This is a genomic window from Microbacterium marinum (genome assembly GCF_014204835.1).
Taxonomy (GTDB): Bacteria; Actinomycetota; Actinomycetes; order Actinomycetales; family Microbacteriaceae; genus Microbacterium; species Microbacterium marinum.
The window spans coordinates 1,959,630-1,974,274 of the sequence record NZ_JACHMD010000001.1 but is presented as its reverse complement, the minus strand read 5'-3'; the positions used below and the strand labels follow the sequence as shown (position 1 = coordinate 1,974,274).

Annotated in this window: 20 protein-coding genes and 2 tRNA genes; 12 read left to right on the top strand and 10 right to left on the bottom strand. The window is 69.5% G+C overall.

Going from position 1 to position 14,645, the window contains the following annotated elements:
* From BKA24_RS09750 to BKA24_RS09740, 3 genes are all read left to right on the top strand, one after another.
* On the top strand, positions 1–684 hold the full coding sequence (locus tag BKA24_RS09750; protein WP_184217547.1) for a response regulator transcription factor: 684 nt from the start codon (positions 1–3) through the stop codon (positions 682–684).
* Between the two features lie 70 nt (positions 685–754).
* The gene (locus tag BKA24_RS09745) at positions 755–1,843 is read left to right on the top strand and encodes a mechanosensitive ion channel family protein (protein ID WP_184217545.1); all 1,089 of its coding nucleotides are present in this window, start codon (positions 755–757) and stop codon (positions 1,841–1,843) included.
* Positions 1,840–2,289: a globin gene (locus BKA24_RS09740; RefSeq protein ID WP_343066059.1), complete on the top strand. Its 450-nt coding sequence runs from the start codon at positions 1,840–1,842 to the stop codon at positions 2,287–2,289. Before BKA24_RS09745 ends, BKA24_RS09740 begins: the two co-directional genes overlap by 4 nt.
* Positions 2,290–2,291: 2 nt before the next feature.
* Here BKA24_RS09740 and BKA24_RS09735 read toward each other — a convergent pair whose 3' ends face one another.
* Positions 2,292–2,957, bottom strand: coding sequence for a DUF8185 domain-containing protein (locus BKA24_RS09735; RefSeq protein WP_184217541.1), 666 nt, complete (start codon positions 2,955–2,957; stop codon positions 2,292–2,294).
* A gap of 55 nt (positions 2,958–3,012) precedes the next feature.
* On the opposite strand from BKA24_RS09735, the gene BKA24_RS09730 reads away from it, so the two are divergent.
* Positions 3,013–3,879 carry an acyl-CoA thioesterase domain-containing protein gene (locus tag BKA24_RS09730; protein WP_184217540.1) on the top strand — a complete coding sequence of 289 codons (867 nt, stop codon included), beginning with the start codon at positions 3,013–3,015 and terminating at the stop codon, positions 3,877–3,879.
* A gap of 23 nt (positions 3,880–3,902) precedes the next feature.
* On the opposite strand, the gene BKA24_RS09725 is transcribed toward BKA24_RS09730, so the two are convergent.
* From BKA24_RS09725 to msrA, 5 genes are all read right to left on the bottom strand, one after another.
* A complete protein-coding gene (locus BKA24_RS09725) occupies positions 3,903–4,382 on the bottom strand; it encodes a thioesterase family protein (protein WP_184217538.1) in 480 nt (159 codons plus the stop codon).
* The gene (gene ettA / locus BKA24_RS09720; RefSeq protein ID WP_184217536.1) at positions 4,375–6,054 is read right to left on the bottom strand and encodes an energy-dependent translational throttle protein EttA; all 1,680 of its coding nucleotides are present in this window, start codon (positions 6,052–6,054) and stop codon (positions 4,375–4,377) included. The genes BKA24_RS09725 and ettA overlap by 8 nt, the downstream gene beginning before the upstream one ends.
* Positions 6,055–6,228: 174 nt before the next feature.
* On the bottom strand, positions 6,229–6,741 hold the full coding sequence (locus BKA24_RS15635; RefSeq protein WP_343066057.1) for a DUF6993 domain-containing protein: 513 nt from the start codon (positions 6,739–6,741) through the stop codon (positions 6,229–6,231).
* Between the two features lie 40 nt (positions 6,742–6,781).
* Positions 6,782–7,246: a single-stranded DNA-binding protein gene (locus BKA24_RS09710; RefSeq protein ID WP_184217534.1), complete on the bottom strand. Its 465-nt coding sequence runs from the start codon at positions 7,244–7,246 to the stop codon at positions 6,782–6,784.
* 151 nt (positions 7,247–7,397) lie between these two features.
* Positions 7,398–7,922 carry a peptide-methionine (S)-S-oxide reductase MsrA gene (gene msrA, locus BKA24_RS09705; protein WP_184217532.1) on the bottom strand — a complete coding sequence of 175 codons (525 nt, stop codon included), beginning with the start codon at positions 7,920–7,922 and terminating at the stop codon, positions 7,398–7,400.
* A 120-nt stretch (positions 7,923–8,042) separates the two neighbouring features.
* On the opposite strand from msrA, the gene BKA24_RS09700 reads away from it, so the two are divergent.
* A complete protein-coding gene (locus tag BKA24_RS09700; protein ID WP_184217530.1) occupies positions 8,043–8,279 on the top strand; it encodes a hypothetical protein in 237 nt (78 codons plus the stop codon).
* 18 nt (positions 8,280–8,297) lie between these two features.
* Here BKA24_RS09700 and yczR read toward each other — a convergent pair whose 3' ends face one another.
* Complete coding sequence (gene yczR, locus BKA24_RS09695; RefSeq protein WP_184217529.1) at positions 8,298–9,713, bottom strand: MocR-like transcription factor YczR; 1,416 nt, start codon at positions 9,711–9,713, stop codon at positions 8,298–8,300.
* Between the two features lie 61 nt (positions 9,714–9,774).
* Here yczR and yczE point away from each other — a divergent pair, with 61 nt between their 5' ends.
* The 7 genes from yczE (at position 9,775) to BKA24_RS09660 (ending at position 12,424) form a co-directional block, all read left to right on the top strand.
* Positions 9,775–10,383: a membrane protein YczE gene (gene yczE, locus BKA24_RS09690; RefSeq protein ID WP_184217527.1), complete on the top strand. Its 609-nt coding sequence runs from the start codon at positions 9,775–9,777 to the stop codon at positions 10,381–10,383.
* Between the two features lie 41 nt (positions 10,384–10,424).
* Positions 10,425–10,497, top strand: a tRNA-Arg gene (locus BKA24_RS09685).
* A gap of 47 nt (positions 10,498–10,544) precedes the next feature.
* On the top strand, positions 10,545–11,162 hold the full coding sequence (orn, locus tag BKA24_RS09680; RefSeq protein ID WP_184217525.1) for an oligoribonuclease: 618 nt from the start codon (positions 10,545–10,547) through the stop codon (positions 11,160–11,162).
* Positions 11,163–11,196: 34 nt separating this feature from the next.
* A tRNA-His gene (locus BKA24_RS09675) sits at positions 11,197–11,272 on the top strand.
* Between the two features lie 26 nt (positions 11,273–11,298).
* Positions 11,299–11,649: a metallopeptidase family protein gene (locus BKA24_RS09670; RefSeq protein ID WP_184217523.1), complete on the top strand. Its 351-nt coding sequence runs from the start codon at positions 11,299–11,301 to the stop codon at positions 11,647–11,649.
* Complete coding sequence (gene clpS, locus BKA24_RS09665; protein ID WP_184217521.1) at positions 11,649–11,939, top strand: ATP-dependent Clp protease adapter ClpS; 291 nt, start codon at positions 11,649–11,651, stop codon at positions 11,937–11,939. Before BKA24_RS09670 ends, clpS begins: the two co-directional genes overlap by 1 nt.
* Entirely contained in the window at positions 11,936–12,424 is a 489-nt protein-coding gene (locus BKA24_RS09660; protein ID WP_184217519.1) for a DUF2017 family protein, read from the top strand. Before clpS ends, BKA24_RS09660 begins: the two co-directional genes overlap by 4 nt.
* A gap of 4 nt (positions 12,425–12,428) precedes the next feature.
* Here the strand turns inward: BKA24_RS09660 and BKA24_RS09655 are convergent, their stop codons facing one another.
* From BKA24_RS09655 to dinB, 3 genes are read right to left on the bottom strand one after another with little or no spacing between them, the layout of a single operon-like run.
* Positions 12,429–13,004: a nucleoside/nucleotide kinase family protein gene (locus tag BKA24_RS09655; RefSeq protein WP_184217517.1), complete on the bottom strand. Its 576-nt coding sequence runs from the start codon at positions 13,002–13,004 to the stop codon at positions 12,429–12,431.
* On the bottom strand, positions 12,988–13,308 hold the full coding sequence (locus BKA24_RS09650) for a hypothetical protein (RefSeq protein ID WP_184217515.1): 321 nt from the start codon (positions 13,306–13,308) through the stop codon (positions 12,988–12,990). The genes BKA24_RS09655 and BKA24_RS09650 overlap by 17 nt, the downstream gene beginning before the upstream one ends.
* 33 nt (positions 13,309–13,341) lie before the next feature.
* Positions 13,342–14,616 (bottom strand): DNA polymerase IV, encoded by a 1,275-nt coding sequence (gene dinB / locus BKA24_RS09645; RefSeq protein ID WP_184217513.1) that lies wholly within the window; start codon positions 14,614–14,616, stop codon positions 13,342–13,344.
* Positions 14,617–14,645 lie beyond the last annotated feature (29 nt).

The window sequence follows — 14,645 nt, the reverse complement described above, 5'->3', positions numbered from 1 at the left end:
ATGCCCCCTCCCCCCGCTCCGGTCCGGGTGCTGATCGCCGACGACCAGTCGCTCATCAGGCTCGGCTTCCGCATGGTGCTCGACGCCGCGGACGGCATCGAGGTCGTCGGTGAAGCCGGCGACGGTGCCGAAGCCATCGCTGCGACGGAGCGCCTGCGTCCTGATGTCGTGCTGATGGACGTGCGGATGCCGGGGGTCGACGGAATCGCGGCGACCGCGAGGATCGCGCGGGATCATCCGGAAGTGCGGGTCCTCGTCCTCACGACCTTCGATCTCGACGAGTACGCGTTCGGTGCGCTCCGCGCCGGAGCAGGTGGCTTCCTCCTGAAGGATGCCGGACGAGAAGAGCTCGTCGCCGCGGTGCGAGCGGTCGCGGCGGGCGAGGCGACTCTCGCCCCTCGCATCGTCCGACGGATGATCGAACTCGTCACGGCGTCAGGCGGTGCGGACCCTGCCGCCTCGCCGGAGACGGCGGCACGCGCGCACGACGTCCTGACCGCCCGGGAGCGGGATGTGCTGGACTCGATGGCGCGGGGCCTCACGAACTCCGAGATCGCCGATGAGCTCTACCTCGGGGAATCGACCGTGAAGACGCACGTCGGGCGCATCCTCGCCAAGCTCCCCGCCCGCGATCGGGTCCACGCCGTGCTCATCGCGCATGGGTTGGCGGAGCCTTCGGCCTGACCCTGGCGCGCGAATTTGACGCAGTCCGCCACTCAGGCCGCGCAGGGGGCCACTCGGTAGGATCGAGGCGATGATCGCGCCCGCCACCACCTCGCCCGCCGTCGACTGGAACTCGATCCGCGACGGCTTCCTGGTCTTCCTCGTGGAAGCGGGCTGGAACATCCTTTGGGTCGCCGTCACGGTCTTCGCCGCACTGCTGCTGTCGTGGATCATGCGACGCCTCATCGGCCGTGTCGTGGACCGAATCGTCCGCGGGGCGAAGAGCCGCGCCGACGCGGAGGACACCCGCGCGATCGACATGTCGCCGCTCGCGCAGGTGCGCATCGTGCAGCGCACGCGGACCCTGGGCTCGATCCTCACGAACATCGTGAACGTGACGATCGCGATCGTCGCCGTCCTCCTCATCGTCTTCATCCTGAACGAGAACGTCCTCGCCTCCTTCACCCTCCTTTCCGCGGCCATCGGCGCCGGCCTGGGCTTCGGTGCGCAGAACATCGTCAAGGACGTGCTGAACGGGATCTTCATCGTCGCCGAGGACCAGATCGGCATCGGCGACGTCGTCGACCTGGGCCTGGCGACCGGCATCGTCGAGTACGTCAGTGTCCGGGTCACCCATGTCCGCGACGTGAACGGCACGCTCTGGTTCGTGCGCAACGGCGAGATCACCCGGATCGGCAACATGTCGCAGGGATGGTCGCGCGTGATCATCGACCTCGGCGTCCCCGTCGACGCCGATCTCGATCTGGTCGAGGAAGCGATGCTCGGCGCCGCGAAGGATCTCGTCCGCGAACCCAAGTGGCGCACGCGTATCATCGACAAGCCCGAGATCTGGGGGCTCGAGTCCGTGTCCGGCGAGGCGCTGATCGTGCGGCTGGTCGTGAAGACGCGCCCGAATGCGAAGGACGACGTGGCGCGGGCGCTACGGGTCCGCCTCCGCGAGGCCGTGCTGGGCCTCGGCCTGACCGTGCCGCAGCTGGGAGCGACCGTGCTGACCGGCTTCGACGCCGCCCAGAGCATCCGCGGAGCGAATCCGCCCAAGACGAAGCCACAGCCGGTGACACCGGCCGCTCCGGCGCCGTCCGCGCGACCCAAATGGCGCCCGCGGCGCACCGGGCGCGACGCGCCCTCCGACACCGACGAGGGGGGAACCCGCCCGTGACCGACCCGGCATCCTTCTACGAACAGGTCGGTGGCCGGCCCACCTTCCGCCGCCTCGTCGACGCGTTCTACCGCGGCGTCGCCTCAGACGACGTCCTCGCGCCGATGTACCCCGAGGAGGACCTGGGACCTGCGGCCGAGCGATTGCTGCTGTTCCTGGAGCAGTACTGGGGGGGACCGACGACGTACAGCGAGACACGGGGGCATCCCCGCCTGCGCATGCGGCACATGCCCTTCCACGTGAATCCCGATGCCCGCGATCGCTGGCTCGCGCACATGCGCGCGGCCGTCGATGAGCTGGAGCTCTCCCCCCTGCACGAGTCGACGCTGTGGGACTACCTCCAGCGCGCCGCGCACGCCATGGTCAACACCTTCGAGCCGACAGGGATCGGGCCGACCCGTCCCGGCGGGGCAACCGATCTCACGGTGCACCCCGAGCCCTCCTGAGGTCAGCGACCGCCCGTCGTCCGCACCGCCGTGAGCCCGGTGGGGTTGCCGGCTCGCACCAGGACATGCCCCCGCTGCATGGACAGTCGCGTCCAGGTGCCGGTCCGGTGGACGCCGACCGCTTCCTCGCCGCCGAGGAACCCCATCGCATCGGCGGCGAACGCTGCGCCTGCGGGGGTGGCGAGGAGCGTAGCATCCGTCCGCCCCCACACCGCGGACCGGACACTCCGGACGACGTCATCCCCGGGATTGGCGGGCAGCATCCGCGCCACCTCGTCGACGCCACGGCGGGCGACCTCCCGCATCGCCCCGGTGGCGAGCTCTCCCACGCGCAGCCAGCCCGACCGCGGCGGCGAGATGCCCGCCCAGGCGGCCGAGATCCCGCTGTCCGGAAGGGCCACCCGGCCCTCTTCCCCGGCGCGCAGGGCCCCGGCATCCACGACGAGGTCGCACTCGAGCTCGGGATCGGTGTGGACGAAGCGCATGGCGAGGACCGTCGGCGTCTCCTCCCCGAACCCACGGGGAGACAGCGGTGCCGTCGAGACGGCCATGACCCCGGATGCCGCCCGCAGTCGGACGGCCGGATCGGACAGTCGCGCCGCTCGACCGGCGAAGGTCAAGAGGTCAGCCGCCGCGCGCGGATCGGGGAAGACGAGCTCGTGGGACATCCGACCTAAACTACCAAGCGAGCGTGTGCGTGGCCGCTCGGAGCGGAGCGTGACGGTGAGTGGACCGAGCCTCGTCGACGGGCTTCTCGCCGTCCTCGACCTGTCCTCGAGCGACGCTCGCACGACGGAGGACATCTTCACCGGCGTCTCGCAGGTGATGCCCCTCGGGCGGGTCTTCGGCGGCCAGGTTCTCGCGCAGGCCGTCGTCGCCGCCGAGCGCACCGTCGAGGAGGGACGCGCGGCGCACTCGATGCACGGCTACTTCCTCCGGCCCGGCGACTCCGCTCGCGGGATGACCTTCTCCGTCGACCGGATCCACGACGGGCGCTCCTTCTCCACCCGGCGCACGCAGGCCTTCCAGGACGGCGTCCCGATCTTTTCAATGATCGCCTCGTTCGAGACGCACGCCGATGGACTCGAGCACGCCCACACCATGCCGGCGGTCCCCGGTCCCGACGAGATCCCGAGCGAGATGGACATCGAAGGGCTCCACCCGATGTCCAAACGCCATTTCGACCGCAGCCCCGTCGAGATCAGACACGTCGATTCCCCCATCTACGAGTCGGTCGTGGGCGCGCATACGGCGCACCAGGCGGTCTGGATGCGCACGCGCGGCGCCGTCCCCGACGACCCGCGCCTGCACCGCGCGGCGCTCGCCTACATGAGCGACCTGACCATCCAGGAGTCGGTCCTGCGGGCGCATGGCGTCGCCTGGGGAACGCCGGGGCTGAAAGTGGCGAGCCTCGATCACGCGATGTGGTGGCATCGCCCGGCCCGGGTCGACGAGTGGCTGCTCTACGTCCAGGAATCGCCGAGCGCCCGAGGCGGCCGAGGGCTCGCGACGGGACGGATCTTCGCGCAGGACGGCTCGCTGGTCGCGAGCGTGGCCCAGGAGATCATGGTCCGGGTCCCCGCGAGCTGACTCCTCGTCGCGCCGGACGCGCGTCAGCGGCGCCCGAGCGCCGGGAGCGGGTCACCGAGATACGGCTCCCACGCAGCCCGCGTCTCCGGCGACAGCCGGACGGGTCTTCCCGTCGCGGCATCCACCTGGACGATCACGGTGGAGGCCCGCGCGTACAGCACGACGGGGTCGGTGCCCACCGGCGAGAACACCTCGTAGTTCACCTCGGCACTCGATCCGCCGATCTTGCCGAACCACATCTGGATGTCGATCGGATCGCGCTGGTACGGCACCGGCGCGAGGTATTCGATCTCCTGCCGAGCGATCAGCGTCAGCTGCGCCGCGCCATGACTGGCGTCGATGACGGCCGTCGGGACGGCACGCTCCGTTGCGCCCGGGAGCCAGAAGGCTCGCACCCGCGCCTCTTCGAGGAGCTTCAGCATGGACGCGTTGTTGACATGGTTGTACGCGTCGAGATCGCCCCACCGCAGATGGATGGGGACGCGGATGCGGGCGTCAGTCACGCGTCAGCTTGCGGTACGTCGACTTCGCCGGGTTGGCCGCATCGGCACCGAGGCGCTCGATCTTGTTGGCCTCGTACGCCTCGAAGTTGCCCTCGAACCAGTACCACCGGTCAGGGTTCTCCGCCGTGCCCTCGTAGGCGAGGATGTGCGTCGCGATGCGGTCGAGGAACCACCGGTCGTGAGTGATGACCACGGCACAGCCGGGGAACTCGAGCAGGGCGTTCTCGAGCGAGCTCAGCGTCTCGACGTCGAGGTCGTTGGTCGGCTCGTCGAGGAGGAGCAGGTTGCCGCCCTCCTTCAGCGTCAGCGCGAGGTTCAGACGGTTCCGCTCGCCACCGGAGAGCACGCCGGCTTTCTTCTGCTGGTCCGGCCCCTTGAAGCCGAACTTCGAGACATACGCCCGCGAAGGGATCTCGGTCTTCCCGACAGTGATGATGTCGAGGCCGTCGGAGACGACCTCCCAGAGCGTCTTGCTGGGGTCGATGTTGGAGCGCGACTGATCGACGTAGCTGATCTTCACCGTCTCACCGATCTTGAGGTCACCGCCGTCGAGCGGCTCGAGGCCGACGATCGTCTTGAACAGCGTCGTCTTGCCGACGCCGTTGGGGCCGATCACGCCGACGATGCCGTTCGGCGGGAGGCTGAAGCTGAGCCCGTCGATCAGCGAGCGACCGTCGAAGCCCTTCTGCAGCTTCTTCGCCTCGATGACGACGTTCCCGAGGCGCGGCCCCGGCGGGATGGTGATCTCCTCGAAGTCGAGCTTCCGGGTCCGCTCGGCCTCGGCGGCCATCTCCTCGTAGCGCGCGAGTCGCGCCTTCGATTTGGTCTGGCGTCCCTTGGCGCTCGAGCGCACCCACTCGAGCTCTTCCTTGAGTCGTTTGGCGAGCTTCGCGTCCTTCTTGCCCTGGACGTCGAGTCGCTCGCCCTTCTTCTCGAGGTAGGTCGAGTAGTTGCCCTCGTATCCGATGAGGCGGCCGCGGTCGACCTCGGCGATCCACTCGGCCACGTTGTCCAGGAAGTACCGGTCGTGCGTGATCGCGATGACGGCGCCCTTGTATGCCTGGAGGTGCTGCTCGAGCCAGAGCACGCTCTCGGCGTCGAGGTGGTTGGTGGGCTCGTCGAGCAGGAGCAGATCGGGCTTCTGCAGCAGGAGCTTCGCGAGGGCGACACGGCGCTTCTCACCACCGGAGAGCGGAGCGATCGCGGCGTCGGCGGGCGGTGTGCGCAGGGCGTCCATGGCCTGAGCGAGCTGGGAGTCCAGGTCCCAGCCGTCGGCCGCGTCGATCTCCTCCTGCAGCGTCCCCATCTCGGCCAGCAGAGCGTCGAAATCGGCATCCGGGTCGGCCATGAGCGCGGAGATCTCGTTGAATCGGTCGAGCTTGGGCTTGATCGCCACGCCGTCCTGGATGTTCTCCAGGACGGTCTTCGTCTCGTCGAGCTCGGGCTCCTGCATGAGGATGCCGACGGAGAATCCGGGCGAGAGCTTGGCCTCACCGTTGGAGGGTGTGTCGAGCCCGGCCATGATCTTGAGGATCGTCGACTTACCGGCGCCATTCGGGCCGACCATGCCGATCTTCGCGCCGGGCAGGAACGCCATGGTCACGTCGTCGAGGATGAGCTTCTCGCCGACGGCCTTCCGGGCGCGGACCATGGAATAGATGTATTCGGCCACGAGGGCACCACCTTCGAGTCAGAGGGACCGCACTGAGGCGGCGGCTCGTCGTCAGGAAGCCTGCGGGAGGAACCTCGGAACGAGCGGGAAGTCTGATCCCAGCCTAGCAATCCACGAGGTGCCGGCGCAGTCGGCGGGTGCGCGGGACCGCGGGACGCCGCCCCGGCGGAGCCATCACCAGTCGATGGTGCGCGTCTCTCCGACCAGGCAGTTCTCCGCCGGAAGCTCCGGGAGCACACGGGTGATCGGACCCCTCACCGACGGGCCGACCTGACCGACGAGACATTCCGTCCCGATGTGCACGGAGAACTGGATGCTGTCTGCAGGATCGTCCACCGAAGTTCGGTCGAACGTGACCTCCATGGCGTCCTTTGCGAAACCCGCATCGACCAGCGCATCGATGTAGTCACGACCGGCGACCGATCGGCCTGCATCCCACACACCCTCGACGACGTCGGTGAAGCGCTCGAGGTTGGCCGACGCGTCCCCTCCGGGGATCTCGGGCGCCGGAGTGGGCGTTGCGGTCGGGGACGGCGCCGTGGGTGCGGCCGTGACGGTCGCCGTCGGCGATGAGCTCGCCGACGGGCCCGCACCCCCCGGTGTGCAGGCGGTCACGGATGCCGCGAGGAGGACAGCCGAAGCGACGACGAGCAGACGGGACGGGGTCTCGTGTTGGTGTCGGCGCACGGGCACAGTCTAGGGGGTGCGGGCAGCGAGTCCGCTGAGATCAGAACGGCCCCTCCCCCGGCGCCGGCGCCCAGCCGGACGATGAGGCGACGGTGGCGTCCACAGGCTCGGCCGGGGTCTCCGGTGAGGTCGGTGCCGGCGTTTTGACGGTCGGCCGGCCGGTGAAGACCGTGGTGCCGAACTTGAGCTCGGGCCCGATGGCGGCGGCGACGATCTCGGCCGAGGTTCCGCTGCGATCGCCGTTCTCCCACCGTCGGATGGTGAGCGCGCCCGAGACGATCACGCGCTGGCCTCGACGGATCGACGCGAGCACGTTCTCGCCGAGGCCGCGGAACGCGGAGACGTCGTACCAGCTCGTCGCTCCGTCGACCCACTCTCCGGACTTCGTGTCGAGGTGCCGGTCCTGGGTCGCGACCCGCAGTGCCGCGATCGTCGTGCCGTCGGCCAGGCGCCGCAGCTCAGGTTCCGCGCCGACGTTGCCGACGATCGTGATGTGGTCCTTCATGGTGTTCCTCTCTCGAAACCGGATGCTCCGGCGTCCGCGTGCCCGGCGGACGCCGGAGCACACTCATGCTGGGACAGGTGCGGCTGGCGGAGACGACGATGTCCTCGCCCCGGGGAACCGGGACGAGGACATCAGGGGTGTGGAGGAGGCGTCAGGCCTTGACGTACTCCGCGAAGCGGGCGCGCACCTTGTTGACCTTCGGCACGGCCACGGCCAGGCAGTAGCCCTGTCCGGGGTTCTTCGCGAAGAAGTCCTGGTGATACTCCTCGGCCGGATAGAAGGTGGTCAGGGGCTCGGTCGTCGTGACGATCCCGCCGTCCCAGAACTCGGACGCGCGTTCGAGGGCCCGCGCGAACTCCGCGCGCTGCTCGTCGTCGGCCGGGAACATCGCGGAGCGGTACTGGGTTCCCACGTCGTTGCCCTGGCGGTTCAGCTGGCGCGGATCGTGCATCGTGAAGAACGCGTCGAGGATGACGTCGGCGGGGATCACGTCGGGATCGAAGGTGACTCTCACGGCCTCGGCGTGTCCGGTCGTCCCGGTGCATACCTGCTCGTAGGTCGGGGCGACGGCCGTGCCTCCCACGTAGCCCGACTCCACCTCGCTGACTCCTTCCAGAGCGCGATAGGCGGCATCCAGGCACCAGAAGCATCCGCCGGCAAGAACGTACGTCGTCATTTCGAGGTTCTCCTTGTGTGTCGTTTCGTCGTTCAGCACAACGCCCGGCGGTCGGCGGGTGTTCCCTCGCGGGCGATGTCGGAGGGTCCGCCTAGCGTTCGGAGCATGGAGGTGAAACGAATGATCCGATCGCCGGCTCCGGCCCTGCCGGTCCGCTTCCGAGGATACGAGCTGCGCGCCGTCGGACTCGACCTCTGGCGCGTCGTCGACGCCCAGGGTCGCGTGATCGGCCATGTGGCGATGCGAGGCGATCGGGTCGAGGCGCGGCGTTTCCACCCCACCCGGGGCGCGTTCCTGCCCCTCGGGGACTTCTGTCGGCTCGAAGACGCCGTGGCCGCGCTCCATCACTCGCGGTGATGCGACCGTCGCGGGCGCTCAGACGATCGCGGCCATCACGTCGGTCGCCTCAGCGGGGGCGCCTGCGCGCACCGAAGGCCACACCTGGGCGAGGACGTCGACCGCGTCGCGGAGCTGCCGCGGAGGCGCCGTGAAGGGAATGCGGAGATGACCGTCGTGGCCGCCGTCGAGGGCGAAGCGCGGGCCCGCGGAGAGGTGCACGCCCCGATCACGCGCCGCCATCACGAGTGCGCCGCTGAGCGGTGCGTCGAGCCCGACCCAGAGCGAGACTCCCCCCGCGACGTCGGGCACGTGCCACTCGGGAAGGCGCGTGCGCAGCTCCGCGACGACGGTGTCACGTCCGGTCCGCAGCAGCGCGGCACGCTGGGGCAGGATCTCGGGCATCATCCGCAGCAGACGCGCAGCGATGGCCTGCTCGAGCTCGGGCGTGCCGAGATCGCGGTGCGGGCGGAGCCCGACCAGCCGGCGCACGAGCGCCGCATCCGCGCGGACCCATCCGATGCGGAGTCCGCCCCACACGGACTTCCCGAGCGACCCGATCCGGACGGCTCCGATGCCGAAGTCTCCCTCCGGGACGCCCGAGGGGTCGATGGCGAGCTCCGCGGTCGTCTCGTCCAGCACGAGCGTCGTCCCCGCTCGCGCGGCGGCCGCGCGGATCGTCGCGATGTCCCGCGCGTCCATCGACCGACCGGTCGGATTCTGGAACCACGGCATCAGGTAGCCGATGGTCGGGCGCGCGCGGCGGAATGCCTGCTCGGCGCGATCGAGGTCCCAACCGCTGTCGGTGCTGACGGGCAGGCCCGTGAGCCGCGCGCCGGTGGCACGCACGGCCTCCGCTGCGTGGGGATAGGTCGGCGTCTCCATGAGGGCGATGTCGCCGCGGCTGAGCAGTCCCGCGGTGACGAGGTGGATCGCATGCTGACCGCCGTTGGTGACGAGGATCTGCTCGACGGTGGTGGGGATGCCGCGGGCCGTATAGCGATCGGCGATCGCCGCACGCAGCGCGGTGCTCCCGACGATGTCGTAGCCGGGCCGTCCCACCAGGGAGGCGGCATCGGCGGCGGCGTCGGCGATCACCCCCGCGAGCCCGGGCCACGCTGCGGGGCTGGCCTGCTGGAGGTCGATGCCGTCGGCACCCGAGAGCACCCGCCCCGAGGCGCGTCGCGCCTGGGGCAGGGTCACGCTGCCCGAGCCGCGCGCGCTCTCGATGTGACCGCTGCGTCGGAGGCTCCGGTATGCGGCGGCGACCGTCGTGCGGCTGACCTCCAGGATCTGCGCGAGCTCGCGCTCGGCGGGGAGCGCGGTGTAGGCGGCGAGTCGGTTGTCCAGGCACAGCAGGCGGATTCCGTCGGCCAGGGCCTCGTAGGTCGGCATCCTGGTCCGCCAGCCGCCCAGCGCAGCGGAGAGGGCGCGGGCACCGATGCGCGAATCCATGAGGCCACCGATCGAAGATTGGACTGCTGTGATGGGTCCAATCGTACGGTCAAATGGATGCATGCTGTTGCGCCTGATCCGACTCTTCCTCGGCCTCATCGTGTACGGGGTGGGCTGCGCCCTCCTGGTGCAGGCCGGAGTCGGCCTCGATCCGTGGACCGTCCTGGCGGAAGGTCTCTCCCTCCAGACAGGAATCGGGATCGGGTGGATCGTGGTGATCCTGGGCGCCGTCGTCCTCCTCCTCTGGATCCCCCTGCGCCAGCGCCCGGGGTTCGGCACGATCGCCAACATCCTCGTGGTCGGCACGGTCATGCAGGGCGCATTGGAGATCATCCCGCCGGTCGAGGGCTTCGTCTGGGGCGTGCTCGTGTTCCTGCTCGGCATCGCCGCGATCGCCGTGGCATCCGCCGTCTACATCGGCACACGGTTCGGACCCGGTCCCCGTGACGGTCTCATGACGGGACTCCACGCGCGGCTGGGATGGCCGATCTGGCTCTGCCGCTTCATCGTGGAGGGCACCGTGCTCCTGACCGGGTGGCTGCTCGGAGGGACGGTCGGGCTCGGCACAGTCCTGTTCGCGGCGCTCATCGGACCGGCGGTGCACCTCGCGATGGACCTGTCGGCGCGCTGGGAGACGCGCCGCGCACCGGGGACGCTCGTGGCGTCCTGACTCGACGCAGCGGCAGGAGCGGTAATCTGGGCGGAGTCCTTCCCTCCATAGCTCAGTGGACAGAGCGAGCGGTTTCTACCCGCCAGGTCGGGGGTTCGAATCCTCCTGGAGGGACTCTCGGTCACCGACACCGGTCGTGGCCGCATCGGGAGGAGCCCACCGTGGCAGCGGAGAACGACCGACTCGTCTGGATCGACTGCGAGATGACGGGGCTCGACCTGAGCGTCGACGAACTCGTCGAGGTCGCCGTCGTGATCACCGACTTCGAGCTGAACGTGCTCGATCCGGGATTCCAGATCGTGATCAAGCCCGATGCCTCGGCTCTCGAGAACATGAACGACTTCGTCACGAAGATGCACGAGTCCTCGGGTCTGCTGACCGAGATCCCGGGAGGTGTGAGCCTCGCCGACGCGGAGTTCCAGGTGCTCGAGTACATCCAGCGGTTCGTGCCCGAGGGCAAGGCTCCCCTGGCGGGCAACACGATCGGCACCGATCGGATGTTCCTGGCTCGCTACATGCCGCGCGTCGATCGGTGGCTCCACTACCGCAACGTCGACGTCTCCAGCGTGAAGGAGCTCGCCCGGCGCTGGTATCCGCGGGCATACTTCAACGCGCCCGCGAAGGACGGCGGTCACCGCGCCCTCGCCGACATCCGCGAGAGTGTGCGCGAGCTCGCGTACTACCGCGACACGGTCTTCGTCCCGGCACCCGGACCGTCCAGCGACGATGCGCGAACGGCCGCTGCGGCCGCGGTGTCGTCGTTCGCTGCCGGGGTGTAATACACTTGTGGGGTTGCCCGGAAACGGGCACATGGTGGGTATAGCTCAGTTGGTAGAGCACCTGGTTGTGGTCCAGGGGGTCGCGGGTTCAAGTCCCGTTACTCACCCCATTCACTCCCCTCGGGAGGGCGTGGTCATGGTCGAGTTGGATGCCGAGGCATTCGAGGGCCTCGTGTCCGCCGAGATCGATGCGCTCCCCGCCGAGATGCTCGCCGGACTCGACAACGTCGTGTTCGTGGTGGAGGACCGTCCTGAGGACGGCAGCCTCGATCTGCTGGGCTTGTACGACGGGCTCGCCCTCACCGAGCGCGACCGATACGGCCTCGGCGAGCTGCCTGACCGCATCATTGTGTACCGCGAGCCCCATCTGGACGCCTGCGACGACCTCCCCCAGCTGCGCGACGAGATCCACACCACCCTCGTCCACGAGATCGCCCACTTCTACGGCATCGACGACGCGCGCCTGCACGAGCTCGGGTGGGCGTGATGTCGACCGCGATGCCGATGGAGGATCTGCACGTCGATCTCCGAGCCGCCTCCTCGGGTCCGTGGCAGACCGTGGTCTGGAACGATCCGGTGAACCTCATGGGGTATGTGGTCCACGTGTTCCGCACGTACTTCGGCTACTCCGCTGAGGAGGCCAACCGGCTGATGCTCGCGGTGCACCACGACGGCCGCGCGATCGTCGCCGAGGGCGGGCGCGAGCAGATGGAACTCCACACTCAGGCGATGCACGACTACGGGCTGTGGGCCACGGTCCAGCAGGCGGGGACATGAGCGGGCCGCGGATCACCCTCGAGCTCAGTCTGCTCGAGGCGGCACACCTCGCCGATCTGGTCGGACAGTTCGACGAGCTCCTCGCATCCGGGCCGGTCGGCGATCCCGCCGTCGATCGGTTGTCCCCCGCCGCGTACCGAGACGATGAGGCGGCCTCGGCGGAGTTTCGGCGCCTGACCGAGGGTGACCTGCACGCCCGTCGTCGAGCGGATGCCGCACTCATGCGTGCGAGCCTGCGTCATCGGGGTGCGGTCCCGCTCATCGACGATCTCGACCGGGCGGAGGCGGAGGAGTCGCTCACGGTGGTCCTCGACGCGGAGGCGACATCGGCCTGGCTGAAGACCCTGGCGGCGCTTCGACTGGTGCTCGCGAGTCGCCTGGGGATCGTCGACGATGACGACCACGAGGGCGGGGATCCCCGCTACGGCGTGTACGACTGGCTCGGGTACCGGCTCGACGGTCTCGTGCAGGCGCTGGGTTCCTGAGGCGTCAGGGCAGTTCGACCGTGAGGTCGGCGAGCGAGCCTGGCCAGTGCGTGAGGATGTGACGATCCTCCTGGAGCGCCCACCGTTCCCAGTGGGGTCGGAAGGTCTCGCCGTCCCGCCGCAGCGCTCGCTCGCGCCGCGCCGCCGCCGGTGCGTCCACCCACACCCGCAGGTCGGCGATGCCGGCCGTGTCCGCCGTGACGGCGCCCGCGCCCTCGACGATGAGGACGTCCGCCGGACCGCGACGGCGTTCGCGCCCCCATGCGCCCTTCGTCCAGTCCCATCCCCGCCAGACCAGGGGGCGTCCGAAGCGCGCCTCCCGGAGCATCCCGGCGAGGGCGTCGGATGCCGCCGCGAGGCCATCCCACCCGGGGTAGACCTCATCGAGCCCGAGGCACGCGACCGTCGTCGGGGGTGACCAGAGGTCCTTCAGGCGGCTCGCGAGCGTGCTCTTGCCCGCCCCGGAGCGGCCGTCGATCAGGATGATCAGAGGTCGACGCGACCGCTCCTCCGCCGCAGCGTGGAGTCGCTGGGCAGCCGTGGTGATCGCCGCGCCGAGGGGATCAGCGCTTGAGGGCACGGATGATGCGGCTGAGCGCCCGTCCCGCAACCCAGATGAAGGGGATGCCGACGGCGAGCAACGACACCAGGTTGGGCTCGAACCGGAGGTCATCGCCCTTGCGGATGTACGCACCGACCGGGATCACCACTCCCCCACCTCCGCCGCCCGCACCACCGGAGGTGTCCTCGCCGGCGCCGAAGCCCGACCAGGCGAGTGCGACGGGGATCACACGGATGCCGTCGATGTCCTGCTGCTCGCCGTAGACGGTGTCTGCGCCGAGGGAGGCGAATTGCTTGCCGAGTTCGAGAGGGAGGGTGGCCATGTGTCCACGGTAGCCGTCGGAGCCGCTTCGCGCTCAGGTATCTCCGGCGTCCGGATTGCGCGGTGGTCGCGGGTTGGTGGGAAGCGCGTTGACGTCACGACGAGGCCCGAGCGTGCTCGCCCTCGTCACGGCGCCGCGGCCGAAACGAGAACGAGCGTCGTCGAGGGCGGCATCGACGCGGCGCCAGTCTTCGTCGTCGTCCCAGAGCGCCATCCCACCGAAGCCACCGCCGACGAGCTTCTCGGCCCGCACCCCAACCAAGCGGACCGGCTGAGACAGCTCGATCTTCGAGAACAGCTCGATGGCGACGTCGCCGATGCGCTGCCCCACATTCGTGGGCTCCGGCACGCTGACCGAGCGGGACAGGGTCGTGAAGTCCGACAGACGCACTTTGACGGCGATGGTGCGAGCCTCCCACCCCCCTGCGCGGAGCCTGCCAGCAACCCGATCGGCGAGACGTCGGAATTCGCTGCGCAACGTGGCCATGTCGGCGACGTCTTCCAGGAACGTCTCTTCGTGTCCGATGCTCTTTTCGGTGTGCTCGGTCTGCACCGAACGCGGATCATGTCCGCGCGCGAGCTGTGAGATCCGGGCGCCCAGCGCGGGTCCGAGCGCCCGGTCGAGCACCCCGCGGGGCGTGCGGAGGACGTCGGAGACCATCCGGATGCCGCGGGATTCGAGGGCCTCGACGGCTTTGGGCCCGACGCCCCAGAGCGCCCCAACGGGCCGTGACGCGAGGAAGGCCTGGGTCTCCGCCTCGCTGACGATGAGGAGGCCGTCCGGCTTGGACGCCGTGGAGGCGATCTTGGCGACGTGTTTGGTGGCGGCGACGCCGACGCTGCAGGTGAGGCCGGTCTCCGCCAGCACACGAGCGCGCACCATCCGGCCGATCCGGCCCGGGCTGCCCCACAGTCTGCGGGCGCCGCCGACGTCGAGGAAGGCCTCGTCGATCGACAGCGGCTCAACGAGGGGGGTGATGTCGCGGAAGATCCCCATGACCTTCTTCGACACCTCCGAATAGCGCTCGAAGCGCGGGACGACGACGATCGCCTGCGGGCACAGCTGCAGTGCACGGCCGACCGACATGGCGGACCTCACCCCGAAACGGCGCGCTTCATAGGACGCACTCGAGACGACGCCGCGCCCCTCCATCCCGCCCACGATCAGGGGCCTGCCCGCGAGCGACGGGTCGTGGAGCACCTCGACGGACGCGTAGAAGGCGTCCATGTCGACGTGCAGGATGCGTGTCCCGGTGTCGTCGGCATCGTCGGCAGAGACGATCCGCCCCGTCCCGTCGCCGCGCCCCATACCTCCATTGTCGACGATGCCGCCGACAC